Origin of the sequence: Flexivirga sp. (assembly GCF_035551235.1) — a bacterium.
GTDB lineage: Bacteria > Actinomycetota > Actinomycetes > Actinomycetales > Dermatophilaceae > Flexivirga.
Genome location: NZ_DASZNO010000035.1, coordinates 58,747 through 75,172, shown reverse-complemented (window position 1 = coordinate 75,172; position 16,426 = coordinate 58,747). Strand labels below are relative to the sequence as shown.

The following is a 16,426-nucleotide window of genomic DNA, read 5'->3' as shown; positions in this document are numbered from 1 at the left end:
CGACCAGCGCCGCCCCGGACTCGGCAGCCCAGCGCGCGAACGCGCCGTACCCGCAACCGAGGTCGACCACCTGCTTGTCGGTCAGGTCCGGGAGCAGCGCTCGTACCGACGGCCACTCGGGGGCACCGGCCAGGCCCTCCTCGGAACGGGCGAGGCGGCGGTACCCGGCCTGGAACTCCGGGTCGTCGTAGATGTTCTGGCCCACGCTCCTCGAGTATGCCCGCGTCAGGTCGTCTTCTAGGCTTTCCTGTCGGGAGGGGTCCGCGATGGCGCGGGCTGCGGAGGTGAGCCGTGGGTAGCGCCGATCACGAGCGGGCTGACTGGGAGCCGGTGCGCACCGGCATGTCCGGCGCCGAGGTACGTCGCTCGCCGGACGGGGACGCGTATGCCAAGTCCGGGTCCGGCACCCTGCGCGATGACCTGCACGACGAGCGTGAGCGACTCGAGTGGCTGGCCGGGACGGACCTGCCTGCGGCCGAGGTCCTCGACTGGGCCGACGACGGTGAGACGGCCACCCTCACGCTCCGCACGGTGCCCGGGGTGCCCATGAGCGACCTGCCCGCGTCGGCCGTGCCGGACGCGGTGCCGTCGCTGGCGCGGATGCTGCGCCGGCTGCACGCGGTCGACCGTGAGTCATGCCCGTTCGAGCGCTGGCTCGCGGTGACGGTCGCCCTGGCCCGGGTGCGGGTCGACGAGGGACTGGTCGACGAGGGCGACTTCGACGACGACCGCCAGGGGACGTCGGGCGCCCAGCTGGTGGCGGAGCTGATGGATGGGCGCCCTCGGGCCGAGGAGCTCGAGCTGGACGACCTGGTGGTCTGCCACGGCGACGCCTGCCTTCCCAACTTCCTGGTCGACCCCGACACGCTCGAGGTGACCGGGATGATCGACGTCCACCGGCTCGGCGTCGCCGACCGTCACCTCGACCTGGCCCTGGCGACGCGGTCGATGTCCGACCTCCGGCTCAACCCCGCCTACGGCCCCGACGCCGCGGACGCCCTGCTCACGGCGTACGGTCTGCCCGCCGATCCGTGGCGGCTGGACTTCTACCGGCTGCTGGACGAGTTCTTCTGACTCCGGTTCTGTCGGCGGCGGACGGTTCATCACGCTGGGCAGGTGAACCCGCGCCCGGCCAGGTGAGTTCCACGAGCCCAGTGCCGGTTCGAACACCCAGCGTGATGAACCGTCCATGACCGGCCCAGCCGTCAGCCCCGCGCGGCCGCCAGCCGACCCTTGAGCAGCGGCTTGACCGGATGGGGCCTGTCGCCGAGGGCCGCCAGGCACGCCTCCATCACCTCGGTGTCGTACGGCGCGAGCTCGCTGTAGCGGATCACCGCCGACGGCTCGGGGCCGGCGAGCAGGGCCTCGCGCATCGCGACCGCGACGTACTCCCCCAGCTCGACGAGGGCCGGCGACTCGGTGCCGGGCAGCAGGTCGCCGCCGTACCGGGCGACCGCGGCCGCCGCGTCGCCGCGCTGGAGCGCCTCGAGCACGTCGTCGATGTCGGTCGAGACCGGCAAGGTGAGCCGGTAGGGCCGAGAGGCGAGCTGGCCGCCGAGGGCCGCGCGCAGGTGCGAGACCTCCGCCTTGAGCGTCGACAGGGTCACGGCGTGGTCGCCGTAGACCAGCGCGTGCAGACGGTCGAGCGAGAGCCCGTCGGGATGCAGGGCGAGGATGGCCAGGATCTCGGTCTGGCGGCGGTTCAGCAGCAGGCGGCTGCCGTCGAGGGTCGCCTCGGCGTTGCCGAGAAGGCGGAGCTGGAGACCGGTCGGGCCGCCCTGGTCCTCCAGCATCGGATTCGCCGCCGAGAGGGGCATCGCCGTCTCGATGAGCCGGGCCAGCACGCGCGCGGTCGCCAGGCCGATCGGGTGGGTGCGGTCCCAGGTGGTGGAGAGGTCGACGACGCCGAGCTGGGCGCCGGTGACCGGATCGTGCACCGGCGCGGCCCAACACACCCAGTTGTGCACGATCGGGGCGTAGTGCTCGGCGCTGAAGACCATGCTCGGCCGGCCGAGCCGGTTGGCCAGGTCGAGGGCGTTGGTGCCGACGGACTCGTCGTCCCATCGGGCGGCCGGGACGAAGTTCACCGACTCCGCCCTGCGGCGCATGACCCGCCCGCCGTACGTCCAGAGGATGCGGGTCTGCCGGTCGGTCACGGCGAGCACCAGGTCGCCGTCCTCGGCCGTGCGCCGCAGCTCGGCCTCGACGCTCGAGACCGCCCGCTGGAGCGGCGATCCCTGCCAGAACGCCCGCGCCGCCGACTCGTCGTCCAGCGGCGCCTCGGCGACGTCCCACGACACGTGCGGCTGCGACCGGTGCCAGCTGCGGAGGATCTCCGGGCGGACCAGCGACGCCGCGCCGTCGCCGTGCTCCACGAACGCGGTCCAGGCGCGCATGGCGCTCAGGCGGCGGTCCTGAAGGTCGTTCGTCGTCATCGGGAGTCCCAACGTGCGCGGCTGACCAGGTCACCGTAGCGCGACGGGACCAAGCAGATCACTCGTGATGGATGCGGCCCTCGCGCTGCGCCAAGCGGCGGCCGGACCCACCCCAGCGGCCGGCGATGATCTCGGCCGCGATCGAGACCGCGGTCTCCTCCGGCGTACGCGCGCCGAGGTCGAGCCCGATCGGGCTGGACAGGCGCGCCAGCTCGTCGTCGGAGACGCCGGCCTCGCGGAGCCTGGCCTCTCGGTCTTCGTGGGTACGCCGCGAACCCATCGCGCCGACGTAGGCGACCTCCGGCAGGCGCAGCGCGACCTCGAGCAGGGGTACGTCGAACTTCGGGTCGTGGGTGAGCACGGTGATCACCGTCCGCGCGTCGAGGGCGCCGGCGTCGCGCTGCTTCTCGAGGTAGCGGTGCGGCCACTCGACCACGACCTCGTCGGCGTCGGGGAACCGCGTGTTGGTGGCGAAGACCGGTCGCGCGTCGCAGACGGTCACGTGGTAGCCGAGGAAGCTGCCGACGCGTGCGACCGCTGCCGCGAAGTCGATGGCGCCGAAGACCAGCATCCGCGGCTTGGGCGCGACCGCCCACACGAAGACCCGCATGCCCTCGCCGCGGCGTTCACCGTCGGGACCGTAGGTCAGCGTGGCGTTCGCGCCGCTCGCGAGCAGGCCGGTCGCGTCGTCGCGCACGGCGTCGTCGGCGCGCGAGGAGCCGATCGTGCCGGTGACCTCGTGGGTGTCCGGGTGGATGATCACGCGGCGTCCGAGCCAGGACGGGTCGGGGTGCTCGATCACCGTCGCCACCGCCACCGGACGGCCGGCCTCGAGGTCGGCGGCGAGATCCTCCAGCTCGGGGTACGTCTCGCGCGAGACCTTCTCGACGTACACGTCGAGGATGCCCCCGCAGGTCAGGCCGACGGCGAACGCGTCGTCGTCGGAGATCCCGTAGCGGGTGAGCACGGGGACGCCGGACTCGACGACCTCCTTGCCCAGCTCGTAGACCGCGCCCTCCACGCAACCGCCGGACACCGAGCCGACGACGGTCTCGTCGGGGCCGACCAGCATGCTCGCGCCGGGCGGGCGCGGAGCCGAGCGGAAGGTCGCGACCACCGTGCCGACGCCGACCTCCTCGCCGGCACGCCACCAGTCGAGCAGCTCCGGAAGGACCTCACGCATCGGCCAGCACCTCCACCAGGTCGGCGTACGTCGCGAGCGAGTGCCCGGCGACGAAGTCGTCGCAGAAGGGGAGCGCGGCCAGCACACCGGTCTGGACGGCTTCGTAGCCCTCCTTGCCGCGGTGGGGGTTCACCCACACGACGCGGTGCGCGATCCGGCCCAGCCGGGCCATCTGCTCTGCGAGCACCGACGCGTCACCTCGCTCCCATCCGTCGCTGAACACAACGACGACGGCACCCCGGGCCATTCCGCGCTGCCCCCAGCGGTCGAGGAAGAAGCGCAGCGTCTCGCCGAGCCGTGTGCCGCCCGACCAGTCCGGCACCGTGTCGCCGGCCGCGACGAGGGCGCGCTCGGGGTCGCGCAGCCGCATCGCGCGGGTGACGTGGGTGACCCGGGTGCCGATGGTGAACGTCTCAACATTGCCGATGCCCTGGGTGAGTCGGTGTGCCAGCCGCAGGAGGGCGTCGGCGTACGACGTCATCGAGCCGCTGATGTCCACCAGCAGCACCACGCGCCGCGGCTTCCTGGCCCGGCGTCGCCAGGCGATCTCGGCCGGCTCGCCCATCCGGCGCAGGCTGGACCGCAGGGTGCGGGGCGCGTCGACGAGCCCGCGGTGCCAGCGCTGGTGACGCGCCGTACGCCGGAGCGGTGGCCGCGGGCGCAGGGTCGCGAACATCGCCGCCAGCCGCTGCTTCTCCACCGCGCTCAGGGACGCCACGTCACGGTGTCGGAGCACCTCGGTCGCGCTGGCCGCGGCGCGGATGACGTCGTCGGCGTCTCCGAGCTCGGTGCCGGCGGCGTCGTCGAGAGGTAGCTCGCTCGGCGTGGACTCGGGTCGCACGACCGGCCTCGGGCGCGGGAGTCCGTGCCGGGCGTTGAAGAACGCCTCGAAGACCTGGTCGAAGCGCACCAGGTCATCCGGCCCGGCGCACAAGGTCGAGCGGCCGGCGATCCGTACGGCCGACGGGTCGTCGGCACCGAGCATCGCGGCGGCGGCCAGGAACTCGTGCGCCCGGTCCTGCGTGACCGGTACGCCGCCGGCCCGGACGGCGCGGGCGAAGGCGAGCAGGATCTCGTCCCCGCCGCGGATCGTCGTCGTACTCATGTACGCAGCAGCTGGTCCAGCGCCTGCTTCACCCGGTCGGAGTCCTCGCGGTACTTCACCAGCGCGCCCAGCGTGGTCGCCGCGGACTCGAGGTCGAGCTCGGCGGTCCCGAGGTGGTGGAGCGCCCGGGCCCAGTCGAGCGTCTCGGCGACACCGGGCGGCTTGGTCAGGTCACGGGTCCGGAGGTCCTGGACGACCGCCACCACCTGGCGGGCCAGCGCCTCGGAGACCTCCGGAGCCCGCGAGCGCACGATCTGCAGCTCGCGCTCGAGGCCGGGGTGCTCGATCCAGTGGTAGAGGCAGCGCCGCTTGAGCGCGTCGTGGAGCTCGCGGGTGCGGTTGGAGGTGAGGACGACGACCGGCGGGGTCGCCGCCCGCACGGTCCCGAGCTCGGGGATGGACACCTGCCACGTCGACAGCACCTCCAGCAGGAACGCCTCGAACTCGTCGTCGGCACGGTCGACCTCGTCGACGAGGAGCAGGGCGGGACTCTGCTGGAGCGCGGCCAGCACCGGCCGCGCGAGCAGGAACCGCTCGTCGTACAGGCTCTTCTCGGCCTCCTCGGCGTCGGCTCCGCCGGTGCCGCCGGTGGCCTCGAGGGCGCGGAGGTGGAGGATCTGGCGCGGGAAGTCCCAGTCGTAGAGCGCCTGGGTGGCGTCGATGCCCTCGTAGCACTGCAGCCGGACCAGGCGCAGGTCGAGCCCTTCGGCGAGCGCCTCGGCGAGCGCGGTCTTCCCGGTACCGGGCTCGCCCTCGAGGAGGAGCGGACGCTGCATCGCGAGCGTGAGGTAGGTGACCGTGGCCAGCTCGTCGTCGCACAGGTAGCCGGTGCGGCCGAGCAGGCCCGCCACGTCGGCGGCAGAGGTCACCTCCATGTCTCCAGGCTACTTGTCGGTCCGTTGGGCGATGGTTGGATCGACTCCGTGGACGACTCGGCGTCGCTCGCGCACTGGCAGCGGATCCGGGACGAGCCGGCCCGTCCAGGGATAGTACGGATCACCAGGCTTGTGTCGCCGCCGGAAGGACCCGCCTGGTGATCCGTACTATCGGCCTACCTGCGAGTCGACGTCGCGGCCGGTGGCGAGGTCGCCGCACTCGACCGATGTGACGTCGCGGGAGGCGAGGTAGGTGCGGGCGCCCTGGTCGCCGACGGCCGTCTCGGCCACGCCGGCCCAGTGGTCGCGGCCCAGGAGGACCGGGTGCCCGGGCCTGCCGTCGTACGTCGCGCGTGCCAGTCCCGCGGGACCGGGCGGGACAGCGGCGATCACCCGGGCCACGACCTCCGGCACCAGGTCGGGGAGGTCCACGAGCGAGACGACGACGGCGGTGTCCGTCGACTCCGCGAGCGCGTCCAAGCCGGCTCGGAGCGAGGCACCCATCCCGTCGGCCCAATCGTCGGCGACGACGACGTTCACCTCGAGGTTCTCGACGATCGACCCGGCGCGTTCGGCGTCGGCGCCCAGGACGACCGTGACCCGGGTGCATCCCCCGTCACGCAGGTTCGAGATGCCACGGACCAGCCACGACCCGGTGTCGTCGTGCACCAGCGCCTTCGGCAGCCCCATCCGGCGGCCGGCCCCGGCGGCGAGCAGCAGTCCTTCCACGCCCGCCAGCCTGTCAGACCGGCCGCCCGTGGGGCTCAGCCGAACGCGCGGTCGTACAGCGACTGCAGGCTGCCACCGGCCGGGCCCGTGTAACCGCACCCGGTCACGCGGCCGTCGGAGGCGGCGACGAGGTAGTCGTGGTGGAGCGCCAGGTCTCCCGCCTGCGTCATCTCGGGGATGCCTCGCGGCATCAGCGTCACCTTCACCAGGTCGGTGGGCCCGCCGGCGTACCAGTGGCTCACCTCGAACGTCGCCGTCCTGGGCGTCAGGGACACGAGGCTGCCGCGGAAGGCGACGGACTGCACGCGCAGCACGCGGGTGCTCAGCACGATGCACGAACCCTGGACGGGAATCGCCCGCAGCTGGGTGACACTGGGCCTCGCGGCAGGGGTCGTGCCGTGGTCGCGCTCGGCGAGTCCGAAGATCCCGGCGGCGGCGATCAGGACGACCGCTGCGGCGGCCACCAGCCAGGTGAGCGGGCTGCGGTCGTGTGTGCCGGTCTCCCGGGTCTCGTGCGAGCGGGTCGCGGTGTCGGGCATGGCTGCCTCCAGGAGCTGGGCCACCCGGTCGGGGCCGGCCGGTGGGAGGGAGGAGGCGGGATCGGCCGCGCGGAGCCGCGAGAGCAGCTCCCTGTCCGGTTCGTGGTCGGTCACCGTCTCCCCCCTTCCGTCGTCTCCTCATGTCCGTCGGCGGCGTCGATCTTTCGCAGCTCGGTGCGCAGCCTGTCCTTCGCGCGGTACAGCCGGATGCTCGCGGCGTTCGGCGTGATGTCGAGGACCGTCGCGATCTCGCCGGGGGTCAGCTGCTCCCAGGCCCAGAGCCGCAGGAGCTCGCCGTCCTCGGGCGAGAGCCCCGCCATCGCCTCGGCCAGCCGGTCGTCGCCGATCGGTTCGGGGGCCTCGCGCGGCGGCTCGAGCGTCGCGATCCGACCGGCCAGCCGGCGTTGTCGCCGCGCACCGCGCGCGGCGTTCGCCAGGCAGAGCCGCGCCACGCCGTACGCGAACGGCAGCGACCGGGCCGGGAGCTCGTCGTACCTCCGCCAGCACACCAGCAGCGTCTCGGCGAGGACGTCGTCGGCGGTCGCCGCGTCCGTACGCCGTGCGAGGAAGCGCCGCAGGGGCTCGAGGATCTCCCGGACGGTCTCCTCGAACCGAGCGCGTGCCTCGACGTCCCGAGTATCAGCGCGGTCCACGGGCTCCACGGTGGCACATGTCCGGCAGCGCGCCACATCTTTCACGCGCGACCGCGGTCAGCCCGCCGCGATCAGTCCGATACCGGCGAGCACCACGACCGCGCCGGCGAGCCGGCGAGCCGGTCGCGGCTCGCGCAGCACCAGCCACCCGAACACCGCCCCGACCACGATGCTCGACTCGCGGGCGGCGGCGACGAGGGCGACCGGCGCGAGCTGCATCGCGCGGAGCACCAGCAGGTACGCCAGCGGCGAGAGGACGGCGACCGCCAGGGCCGGTGTACGAGCGGCTGCCCAGACCTCACGCACCGGCACGGGGTCGCTCCTGCGGACGAGGAGCACGCCCAGGAACGGCAGCTGGAGCAGAAGCCCGATCACGAAGTAGGGCACCGGCGGGACGTCGAGACCGTTGACCGAGTGGTTGTCCCAGAGGGTGTACGCCGCGATGGTCGCGCCAGTCGCGAGCCCCCAGGTCACGCCCGCGCGGTCATGTGCCAGCCGACCGGCCCGGCCTCCGAGCGAGATCACCAGGACACCGCCCACGACGGCGAGCACGCCGACCACCTCGGCCGGTGAGGGATGCTGGCCGAGCACGGTCACCGCCACCAGGAAGGTGAGCATCGGGCCGGCGCCGCGCGCGAGCGGGTAGACGAGGTTGAGGTCCCCCTCGGCGTACCCCCGCTGGAGCACGAGCTGGTAGACGATGTGCAGCAGCGCCGACACCAGCGGCCCGCCGAGCCACCACCCCGTGGGCCGGTCGCCGGTCACGACCACCCAGACGACGCCGATCGGCACCCAGAGCGTCGCGCTGGCGACGACGTAGACCCAGACGAACGCGACCCGGTCGCCGCCGGGGGCTCCCTTGGCCGCGAGGTTCCAGGTGGCGTGCAGGAGCGCGGCCGTGAGGACCAGCGCGAGCGCGGTGCCGCTCACCTGTCGCCGGTGCCGTCGCCCGTGTCGTTGCCCCGGGCCATCCGCATCTCGACCACGCCGGTGTCGGGCTCGGGCTTGCGGCCGCCCTCGTCGGCGAAGCCGTGCCGGCGGTAGAAGGCGATCGCACGCTGGTTGCCCTCCAGCACCCAGAGGTACGCCGCCCGGTCGCCGATCGCGTGGGCCATCAGGTCGTCGGCAAGTCCGGACCCATGGGCCCGGCGCAGGACGTTGATCGCGTACAGCTCGAGCGGCACCGGTGGATCCAGGTCGCGCGGCGGACCCGTGGCCGCCATCCCGACGATCCCGTGCTCGTCGCGTGCCACCCACTCCTCGACACCCGCAGCCGGGTGCAGGATGCGCTGCCGCCGGCGTTCGCCGGCCCGCGCCGGGTCGAGCGCCGCCAGGTAGTCCGCCGGCATGAGCCCGGCGTACGCCTCCTGCCAGACCCGGGTGTGCACCGCGCCGGCCTCCTCGGCGTCCGCCAGCTGAATCGGCGCGATGGTCCAGGGCACGGGCCTCACGCTCTCACAGGGCTCGGGCCTCAGCGGCAGTAGCCGAGCATCTGGCCGAGGGCCGCCTTCTCCGAGGGGTCGATCGCGAGGTGGTAGCTGGTCTTGATCGCGATCCAGCGCCGGGCGTAGCTGCACTGGAAGCCCTTGCGTGGTCGCCAGGACGCCGGATCGCCGTCGCCCTTGCTCATGTTGGTCGGGCCGTCGACCGCGAGCAGCTCGTGCAGGTCGTTGGCGAAGGTCTTCCTGCGGTCGTCGCTCCAGGTCCGCGCCCCGGACACCCACGCCTCGGCGAGCGGCACGATGTGGTCGATCTGGATCGCCTCGGCCTGGTGCAGGTCCTTGAGGTCGGTGAACGTCAGTGTCCGACCCGTGTACGGGTCGTACCAGGTGCCCGCCAGCACGTCGTGGTCGCACCCGCCCTGCTGCGCCACGCGCGTCGACCCCGGCACCGCGTCCCGGAGGAGGACGTCGTCACGCTGGTTGCACCCGTCGCCGTCGGTGTCCACCCAGTCGCTGCCGAACGCCGCCCGCAGGTAGCCCTCGGTCCCCCGCGGCCGCGGTCGTACGACGAGCCGGTCGAGCTCGGCGCGGGCCTGGGCCGCATCGGACGGCAGGGCGGTCGGGCTCGCGGTGTGCTCCGCCTGCTGAGCCCGCTGGGAGGGATGGGTCCGGTGATGGTGGGCGCCGGCCCGGTGCCGCTGCGCGTGCGGCGTACTGCTCGGGTCACAGCCGGTCAGCAGCGCGACGACGACTCCCACGGCGAGGACCCACACGACCCATCGCCCTCGCGGGGCGTCAGACGGACCGTGTGCCATGGCCCACCGACGGTACGACGTCCCGGGGACCGGCGACCCCGGAACACACGAAGACCCCCGCCGGAGCGGGGGTCTTCGTGGTGATGTTCCAGAGCGGTCGGATCAGAAATCCATTCCACCCATGCCGCCGTCGCCACCCGGCATCGGCGCGGCCTTCTCCGGCTTGTCCGCGACGACCGCCTCGGTCGTCAGGAACAGCGCGGCGATGGACGCGGCGTTCTGCAGGGCGGAGCGGACGACCTTCGTCGGGTCGGGGACACCGGCAGCGAGCATGTCGCCGTACTCGCCGGTGGCCGCGTTCAGGCCGTGGCCCTCCGGGAGACCGGCGACCTTCTCGGCCACGACGCCGCCCTCGAGACCGGCGTTGAGCGCGATCTGGCGGACGGGGGCGCCCACGGCGACCTTGACGATGTTGGCACCGGTGGCCTCGTCGTCGGGCAGCTCGAGCTTGTCGAACGCCTTGGCGCCCGCCTGCAGCAGGGCCACGCCGCCACCGGCGACGATGCCCTCCTCGACGGAGGCCTTGGCAGCGCGGACGGCGTCCTCGATGCGGTGCTTGCGCTCCTTGAGCTCGACCTCGGTGGCCGCGCCGACCTTGATCACCGCGACGCCACCGGCCAGCTTGGCCAGCCGCTCCTGCAGCTTCTCGCGGTCGTAGTCGGAGTCGGACTTGTCGATCTCGGCGCGGATCTGGTTGACGCGGCCCTTGATCTGGTCCTCGTCACCGGCACCCTCGACGATGGTGGTCTCGTCCTTGGTGATGACGACCTTGCGGGCCTGGCCGAGGAGCTCGATGCCGGCCGACTCGGAGATCGGCGGCATGATCGCCGAGGCGCTCGACAAGGTCGGCAAGGACGGCGTCATCACCGTCGAGGAGAGCAACACCTTCGGCCTGGAGCTCGAGCTCACCGAGGGCATGCGCTTCGACAAGGGCTACATCTCCGGTTACTTCGTGACCGACACCGAGCGCATGGAGACCGTGCTCGAGGACCCCTACATCCTGATCGTCAACTCCAAGATCGGCAGCATCAAGGACCTGCTGCCGCTGCTGGAGAAGGTCATGCAGTCGGGCAAGCCGCTGGTCATCATCGCCGAGGACGTCGAGGGCGAGGCCCTGTCGACCCTGGTGGTCAACAAGATCCGTGGCACGTTCAAGTCGGTTGCCCTCAAGGCGCCCGGCTTCGGTGACCGTCGCAAGGCAATGCTCGGCGACATCGCGATCCTGACCGGTGGTCAGGTCATCTCCGAGGAGGTCGGCCTCAAGCTCGACACCGCGGAGCTGGACCTGCTCGGTAAGGCCCGCAAGGTCGTCGTCACCAAGGATGAGACCACCATCGTCGAGGGTGCCGGCGACGCAGACCAGATCGCTGGTCGGGTCAGCCAGATCCGCGCCGAGATCGAGAACTCCGACTCCGACTACGACCGCGAGAAGCTGCAGGAGCGCCTGGCCAAGCTGGCCGGCGGTGTTGCGGTCATCAAGGTCGGCGCGGCCACCGAGGTCGAGCTCAAGGAGCGCAAGCACCGCATCGAGGACGCCGTTCGTGCGGCCAAGGCCTCGGTCGACGAGGGCATCGTCGCCGGCGGTGGCGTCGCACTGCTGCAGGCGGCCAAGCTCGCCTTCGCTTCCCTCAAGCTCGAGGGTGACGAGGCGACCGGCGCGAACATCGTCAATGTCGCGTCTGCGGCCCCGCTGAAGCAGATCGCTACCAACGCGGGCCTGGAGCCCGGTGTCGTGGCTGCCAAGGTGGCTTCGCTGCCCGTCGGTGAGGGCCTCAACGCCGCCACCGGTGAGTATGTCGACATGCTCGACGCCGGCATCCCGGACCCGACCAAGGTGACCCGCTCGGCGCTGCAGAACGCCGGCTCGATCGCCGCGCTGTTCCTCACCACCGAGGCGGTCATCGCCGACAAGCCGGAGAAGGCTCCGGCAATGCCGGCCGACCCGAGCGGTGGCATGGGAGACATGGGCTTCTAAGTCACCCCACGAAGTTCTCCGCTCGTTCAGCGCCCCGATACTTCGCGGGACTCCGAGCGAGGAACAGTCGCGAGACGGATGAGACCGTCCACCCTGTGAAAGGGGTGGGCGGTCTCATCACGTTCGTGGTGCACAATCTTCGGTTGTGACAACGTCGGCGGCGCCCCAGACGCATGGTGCCAAGTTATGGACCTTGACCTTCGGTGCGCTCGGCGTCGTCTTCGGCGACATCGGGACCAGCCCGCTGTACTCGCTGCAGACGATCTTCTCGCTGGACCACAACCGGGTCGCCACGACGCACGAGGACGTCTATGGCGTGATCTCCCTGGTCTTCTGGGCGGTCACGATCGTGGTGAGCATCAAGTACGTCGTCTTCATCCTGCGCGCCGACAATGACGGTGAGGGCGGTGACCTCGCGCTGGCCGCGCTCGCGCGGCGGGCGGTCCCGACGGGCGGCAAGCGGTTCGCCCTGGTGATGGTCCTGGGCGTCTTCTCGGCATCGCTGTTCAGTGGTGACAGCGTGATCACCCCGGCGATCTCGGTGCTGTCCGCGGTCGAGGGCCTCGCAGTCCCGGCGCCGGGGCTGCACAACGTCATACTCCCGATCGCTGTGACGATCATCGTCATCCTGTTCGTCGTGCAGCGCTTCGGCACGTCCGTGGTCGGGCGGCTGTTCGGTCCCGTGATGGTGCTGTGGTTCGTGACGATCGCGGTGCTCGGGCTGACCAAGGTCATTCCGAATCCGGCGATCATCCGTGCGTTGTCACCCAGCTACGCCCTCCAGTTCTGGTTCGAGCACCCGTTCGTCGCGTTCATCGCGATGGGCGCGGTCGTGTTGTCGATCACCGGCGCCGAGGCGCTGTATGCCGACATGGGCCACTTCGGCCGTTCGCCCATCCGGCGCGCATGGTTCTTCCTCGTCTTCCCCTGCCTGACCCTCAACTACCTCGGACAGGGGGCGCTGATCACCGAATCGCCCGCCGCGATTCGCAACCCGTTCTTCCTCCTCGGCCCGTCGTGGGCGCAGTGGCCGATGGTGATCCTGGCGACCATGGCCACCGTCATCGCATCCCAGGCGGTGATCTCCGGGGCCTTCTCGGTGGCCCGGCAGGCCGAGCGGCTCGGCTACCTGCCGCGACTCACCGTGCTGCACACCTCCGAGCACGAGAGCGGTCAGATCTACATCCCGTCGATCAACTGGTCGCTGTTCGTCGGCGTGCTGGTGCTGATGCTCACCTTCCAGTCGTCCCAGAAGCTCGCGACGGCATACGGCCTGGCGGTCACCGGCACCCTCGTGCTGAGTTCGACGCTGTTCCTGGTCTACGCGGAGTCCGCGTGGAAGTGGCCGAAGTGGCGGCTGATCCTCGTCGGGGTGTTGTTCTACTCGGTCGAGCTGACGTTCCTGGCCGCGAACCTGGCGAAGGTCATCCACGGCGGCTGGTTGCCGCTGACGATCGCCGGTGTGGTCGCGACCACGATGTTCACCTGGCGTCGTGGTGCCTCGATCGTCTCCGGGATGCGCCGCGAGAAGGAGGGCCAGCTCACGGAGTTCATCGACTACCTGCACACGTGCGAGGTGACCCGGGTGCCCGGAGCGGCGGTGTTCCTGCATCCGGACAATGCGACCACCCCGCTGGCGTTCCGGGAGAACGTCGCCTTCAACCACGTCACGCACGAGAACGTCTACATCGTGTCCGCGGTCTCGCGGAACGTGCCGCATGTCGCGCCCGAGGACCAGCTGGACTTCAGCAGTCTCGGTGACCCGTACGACGGTGTGGCGCACATCCAGCTCAACTTCGGCTTCCAGGACGACCAGGACGTGCCGCAGGCGCTGCGCGGCGCCCGCGAACAGGGCATCAACCTCGACCCGGACGACGCCTTCTACTTCCTGTCCCGGATCAGCGTGCACCACGGGTCGCTGCCCGGCCTGAGCAAGTGGCGCAAGCGGCTCTTCCTCGGTATGGCGCACAACGCCGCGAATCCCGCGGTCTACTACCGGCTGCCCGAGGACCGGACCGTCGTCATGGGCGCGCAGGTTCACTTCTAGTCATTCCGCCTCCCGGGTTTCGATGGGCCGCTCGTTCCTCACGGCTACTCAACCCGCGGCGCGTGCTACTCGCTGGTAACATCGGCGGAACTCCCACGCGAAGGACGGCATACCCGTGGCATTCGACCGACTGCTCGAACCCATCGAGATTGATGGGATCCCCTTGGCCAACCGAGTCCTGATGGGCTCGATGCATACCGGGTTCGAGGACCGCAGCAAGGACTTGGGGCGCTGGGCGGCATACCTCGCCGAGCGCGCGAAGGGCGGCACCGGCCTGATCGTGACGGGAGGCTTCGCCCCCAACGTCGAGGGCTGGCTGCTGCCCGCGGGATCACTGATGGCCTCCAAGCGAGCCGCCGGCAAGCACCGCGTCGTCACCGACGCCGTCCACGCCGAGGGCGGCCGAATCCTGTTGCAAGTGCTGCATTCCGGGCGATACGGCTACCACCCGCTGATCCGCTCCGCGAGCGGCCGGAAGTCGCCGATCACCCCTTTCAAGCCGCGCGCGCTGTCGGGCAAGGGGGTCGAGCGGACCGTCGACGCGTTCGTGCGGGCGGCGAAACTCGCCAAGCTCGCGGGTTATGACGGCGTCGAGATCATGGGCTCCGAGGGCTACCTGATCAACCAGTTCCTCGCGGCACACACCAACGACCGCACCGACGCCTGGGGCGGCACCGCGGAGAAGCGGATGCGTTTCCCGATCGAGATCATCCGCCGTGTGCGCGAAGCCGTCGGCTCGAATTTCATTGTCAACTATCGGATCTCGCTGGTCGACCTAGTGCAGGACGGTCAGACCTGGGACGAGGTGGTCACGCTCGCCGGCAAGCTGCAGGACGCCGGAGCATCGATGTTCGGCACGGGTATCGGCTGGCACGAGGCGCGGGTGCCCACCATCGTCACGTCGGTGCCGCGTGCTGCGTTCGTCGACTGGACGGCGCGACTGAAGCAGGCGGTCGACATCCCCGTCGTCGCCTCCAACCGGATCAACACCCCCGAGGTCGCCGAGGAGATCCTGGCGAGCGGGCAGGCCGATCTGGTGTCGATGGCCCGGCCGCTGCTGGCCGACCCGGAGTTCGTGCGCAAGGCGCGTGAGGACCGCGCCGACGAGATCAACACGTGCATCGCCTGCAACCAGGCCTGCCTCGACCACACGTTCGCGAACAAGAAGGCGAGCTGCCTGGTCAACCCGCGCGCCGGCCGCGAGACCTCCCTCGTGCTGCTCCCGGTGCCGGCCACCCGGCAGCGGCGGATCGCTGTCGTCGGCGCGGGCCCGGCCGGTCTCGCCGCGGCGGTCTCCAGCGCCGAACGCGGGCACCACGTCACGCTTTTCGAGCGTCAGCAACACCTCGGCGGGCAGTTCCGGCTGGCGATGCAGGTGCCCGGCAAGGAGGAGTTCGCCGAGACGCTGCGCTATTACGAGCGGCGGCTCGAGGTGCTCGGGGTCGACGTGCGACTCGGCGCCGGCGCCACCGAGGACGAGCTGCGCGGGTTCGACGACGTCATCGTCGCGACCGGCGTCCGCCCGCGTGTGCCGCAGATCGAGGGCATCGACCACCCCAAGGTCGTCATGTATGACGCACTGCTGCGCGGTGAGGCCGAAGCCGGTCGTCGCGTCGCGGTGATCGGCGCCGGCGGCATCGGGTATGACGTCAGTGAGTTCCTCCTGGAGGACCAGCACAAGAAGCTGCCGGACTGGCAGGCCCAGTGGGGCGTCACCGACGACCCGATGGCACCCGGTGGCCTGACCGCCAAGCGCCCGATGGAGCCGCGCCGGCAGGTCTACCTGCTGCAGCGCAAGCCCGCCCCGCTGGGCAAGGGCCTGGGCAAGACCACCGGCTGGGTGCACCGCGCCGCCCTGAAGGACGCGCACGTCGAGCTGATCGGCGGCGTCACCTACGACCGCATCGACGATGCCGGACTGCACATCACCGTGCGCGGCAAGGACGAGCAGCCACAGTCACGGCTGCTGGAGGTCGACACGGTCGTGATCTGTGCGGGCCAGGAGTCGGTGCGCGATCTGGTGCGGGACGGCGACGCCGCACGGCATGTGATCGGCGGCGCCGACGTGGCCGCCGAGCTCGACGCCAAGCGTGCGATCGCACAGGCGACGGAGCTGGCGGCCACGGTCTGACCCACCCCGGGGACGTTTCAGTCGAAGGCCGCGACCATCACGCCTGTGTACTGAAGGCCTTGACCACGTCGGTCTCGACCTGGGCATAGGCGGTGCCGGCGGAACCGACGGTGTTGCCGATGTCGGCGAGCGCCGTGCGGACCCGTGACTGGGCCTTGGTCCACTCGTGGTTCAGCGCGGCGTACTGGTTGGCGCCCTGGCCGGTCCAGCTGGCCTGCAGCGTGGCCAGCTTGCCCTTCATCACTTGCATCAGCGTGTCGATCTCCTGGCCGATCTGGCCGATGTCGAGACTGTGCTGGCCGAGCTGTGCGGCGTTGACGCTGTAGCCGTCGGTCGGTGTGTGCATGTCTGCCTCCCAAGAAGTCGTCCACCTGGTGCGGACGCGATGGGACGACGGTAGGCAAACCGCCCATTCGCCCGCAGAAGTTATCCACAGGGGGGGCGAGGGCCCCGGCGAGTGACGGCTCTCTCGGCGAGTGACGGTCCGATCAGACCGT

At 71.1% G+C, this 16,426-nt stretch carries 15 protein-coding genes and 2 pseudogenes; 4 read left to right on the top strand and 13 right to left on the bottom strand.

The window, feature by feature from the left end:
* On the bottom strand, window positions 1-205 hold a 205-nt coding region (locus tag VG502_RS12320; RefSeq protein ID WP_473964770.1), incomplete at its 3' end, for a hypothetical protein.
* 86 nt (window positions 206-291) lie between these two features.
* Between VG502_RS12320 and VG502_RS12315 the strand changes: the two genes are divergently transcribed.
* The gene (locus VG502_RS12315) at window positions 292-1,074 is read left to right on the top strand and encodes an APH(3') family aminoglycoside O-phosphotransferase (protein ID WP_325550355.1); all 783 of its coding nucleotides are present in this window, start codon (window positions 292-294) and stop codon (window positions 1,072-1,074) included.
* Between the two features lie 131 nt (window positions 1,075-1,205).
* On the opposite strand, the gene VG502_RS12310 is transcribed toward VG502_RS12315, so the two are convergent.
* The 11 genes and pseudogenes from VG502_RS12310 to VG502_RS12260 form a co-directional block, all read right to left on the bottom strand.
* On the bottom strand, window positions 1,206-2,435 hold the full coding sequence (locus VG502_RS12310) for a transcriptional regulator (RefSeq protein ID WP_325550354.1): 1,230 nt from the start codon (window positions 2,433-2,435) through the stop codon (window positions 1,206-1,208).
* Window positions 2,436-2,493: 58 nt separating this feature from the next.
* Window positions 2,494-3,618 carry an XdhC family protein gene (locus tag VG502_RS12305; RefSeq protein ID WP_325550353.1) on the bottom strand — a complete coding sequence of 375 codons (1,125 nt, stop codon included), beginning with the start codon at window positions 3,616-3,618 and terminating at the stop codon, window positions 2,494-2,496.
* The gene (locus VG502_RS12300) at window positions 3,611-4,723 is read right to left on the bottom strand and encodes a vWA domain-containing protein (protein WP_325550352.1); all 1,113 of its coding nucleotides are present in this window, start codon (window positions 4,721-4,723) and stop codon (window positions 3,611-3,613) included. Before VG502_RS12300 ends, VG502_RS12305 begins: the two co-directional genes overlap by 8 nt.
* Window positions 4,720-5,598 (bottom strand): AAA family ATPase, encoded by an 879-nt coding sequence (locus tag VG502_RS12295; RefSeq protein WP_325550351.1) that lies wholly within the window; start codon window positions 5,596-5,598, stop codon window positions 4,720-4,722. Before VG502_RS12295 ends, VG502_RS12300 begins: the two co-directional genes overlap by 4 nt.
* A gap of 168 nt (window positions 5,599-5,766) precedes the next feature.
* Window positions 5,767-6,327, bottom strand: coding sequence for a nucleotidyltransferase family protein (locus tag VG502_RS12290; protein WP_325550350.1), 561 nt, complete (start codon window positions 6,325-6,327; stop codon window positions 5,767-5,769).
* Between the two features lie 35 nt (window positions 6,328-6,362).
* Window positions 6,363-6,980 carry a hypothetical protein gene (locus VG502_RS12285; RefSeq protein ID WP_325550349.1) on the bottom strand — a complete coding sequence of 206 codons (618 nt, stop codon included), beginning with the start codon at window positions 6,978-6,980 and terminating at the stop codon, window positions 6,363-6,365.
* Window positions 6,977-7,519 (bottom strand): RNA polymerase sigma factor, encoded by a 543-nt coding sequence (locus tag VG502_RS12280; RefSeq protein ID WP_325550348.1) that lies wholly within the window; start codon window positions 7,517-7,519, stop codon window positions 6,977-6,979. The genes VG502_RS12285 and VG502_RS12280 overlap by 4 nt, the downstream gene beginning before the upstream one ends.
* A 57-nt stretch (window positions 7,520-7,576) precedes the next feature.
* On the bottom strand, window positions 7,577-8,449 hold the full coding sequence (locus VG502_RS12275; RefSeq protein ID WP_325550347.1) for a DMT family transporter: 873 nt from the start codon (window positions 8,447-8,449) through the stop codon (window positions 7,577-7,579).
* A complete protein-coding gene (locus VG502_RS12270) occupies window positions 8,446-8,961 on the bottom strand; it encodes a GNAT family N-acetyltransferase (RefSeq protein ID WP_325550346.1) in 516 nt (171 codons plus the stop codon). Before VG502_RS12270 ends, VG502_RS12275 begins: the two co-directional genes overlap by 4 nt.
* A gap of 29 nt (window positions 8,962-8,990) precedes the next feature.
* Window positions 8,991-9,734 (bottom strand): HNH endonuclease family protein, encoded by a 744-nt coding sequence (locus tag VG502_RS12265; RefSeq protein ID WP_325550345.1) that lies wholly within the window; start codon window positions 9,732-9,734, stop codon window positions 8,991-8,993.
* Window positions 9,735-9,878: 144 nt separating this feature from the next.
* Window positions 9,879-10,583: pseudogene (locus VG502_RS12260) on the bottom strand (TCP-1/cpn60 chaperonin family protein); the annotation flags it as partial.
* Between VG502_RS12260 and groEL the strand changes: the two are divergent.
* From groEL to VG502_RS12245, 3 genes and pseudogenes are all read left to right on the top strand, one after another.
* Window positions 10,579-11,751, top strand: a pseudogene (gene groEL, locus VG502_RS12255) (chaperonin GroEL); the annotation flags it as partial. The pseudogenes VG502_RS12260 and groEL sit on opposite strands and share 5 nt — an antisense overlap.
* 193 nt (window positions 11,752-11,944) lie before the next feature.
* Window positions 11,945-13,798 carry a potassium transporter Kup gene (locus tag VG502_RS12250; protein ID WP_325550344.1) on the top strand — a complete coding sequence of 618 codons (1,854 nt, stop codon included), beginning with the start codon at window positions 11,945-11,947 and terminating at the stop codon, window positions 13,796-13,798.
* Between the two features lie 115 nt (window positions 13,799-13,913).
* Window positions 13,914-15,929: an NADPH-dependent 2,4-dienoyl-CoA reductase gene (locus VG502_RS12245; protein ID WP_325550343.1), complete on the top strand. Its 2,016-nt coding sequence runs from the start codon at window positions 13,914-13,916 to the stop codon at window positions 15,927-15,929.
* Window positions 15,930-15,966: 37 nt separating this feature from the next.
* On the opposite strand, the gene VG502_RS12240 is transcribed toward VG502_RS12245, so the two are convergent.
* Window positions 15,967-16,275, bottom strand: a complete 309-nt coding sequence (locus tag VG502_RS12240; RefSeq protein WP_325550342.1) for a WXG100 family type VII secretion target — start codon at window positions 16,273-16,275, stop codon at window positions 15,967-15,969.
* Window positions 16,276-16,426 lie beyond the last annotated feature (151 nt).

What these genes read in the sequence shown, in the direction of transcription:
- VG502_RS12310 (WP_325550354.1), bottom strand. Translation starts at nt 2,435, where the DNA reads ATGACGACGAACGACCTTCAGGACCGCCGCCTGAGCGCCATGCGCGCC.
- VG502_RS12305 (WP_325550353.1), bottom strand. Translation starts at nt 3,618, where the DNA reads ATGCGTGAGGTCCTTCCGGAGCTGCTCGACTGGTGGCGTGCCGGCGAG.
- VG502_RS12300 (WP_325550352.1), bottom strand. Translation starts at nt 4,723, where the DNA reads ATGAGTACGACGACGATCCGCGGCGGGGACGAGATCCTGCTCGCCTTC.
- VG502_RS12295 (WP_325550351.1), bottom strand. Translation starts at nt 5,598, where the DNA reads ATGGAGGTGACCTCTGCCGCCGACGTGGCGGGCCTGCTCGGCCGCACC.
- VG502_RS12240 (WP_325550342.1), bottom strand. Translation starts at nt 16,275, where the DNA reads ATGCACACACCGACCGACGGCTACAGCGTCAACGCCGCACAGCTCGGC.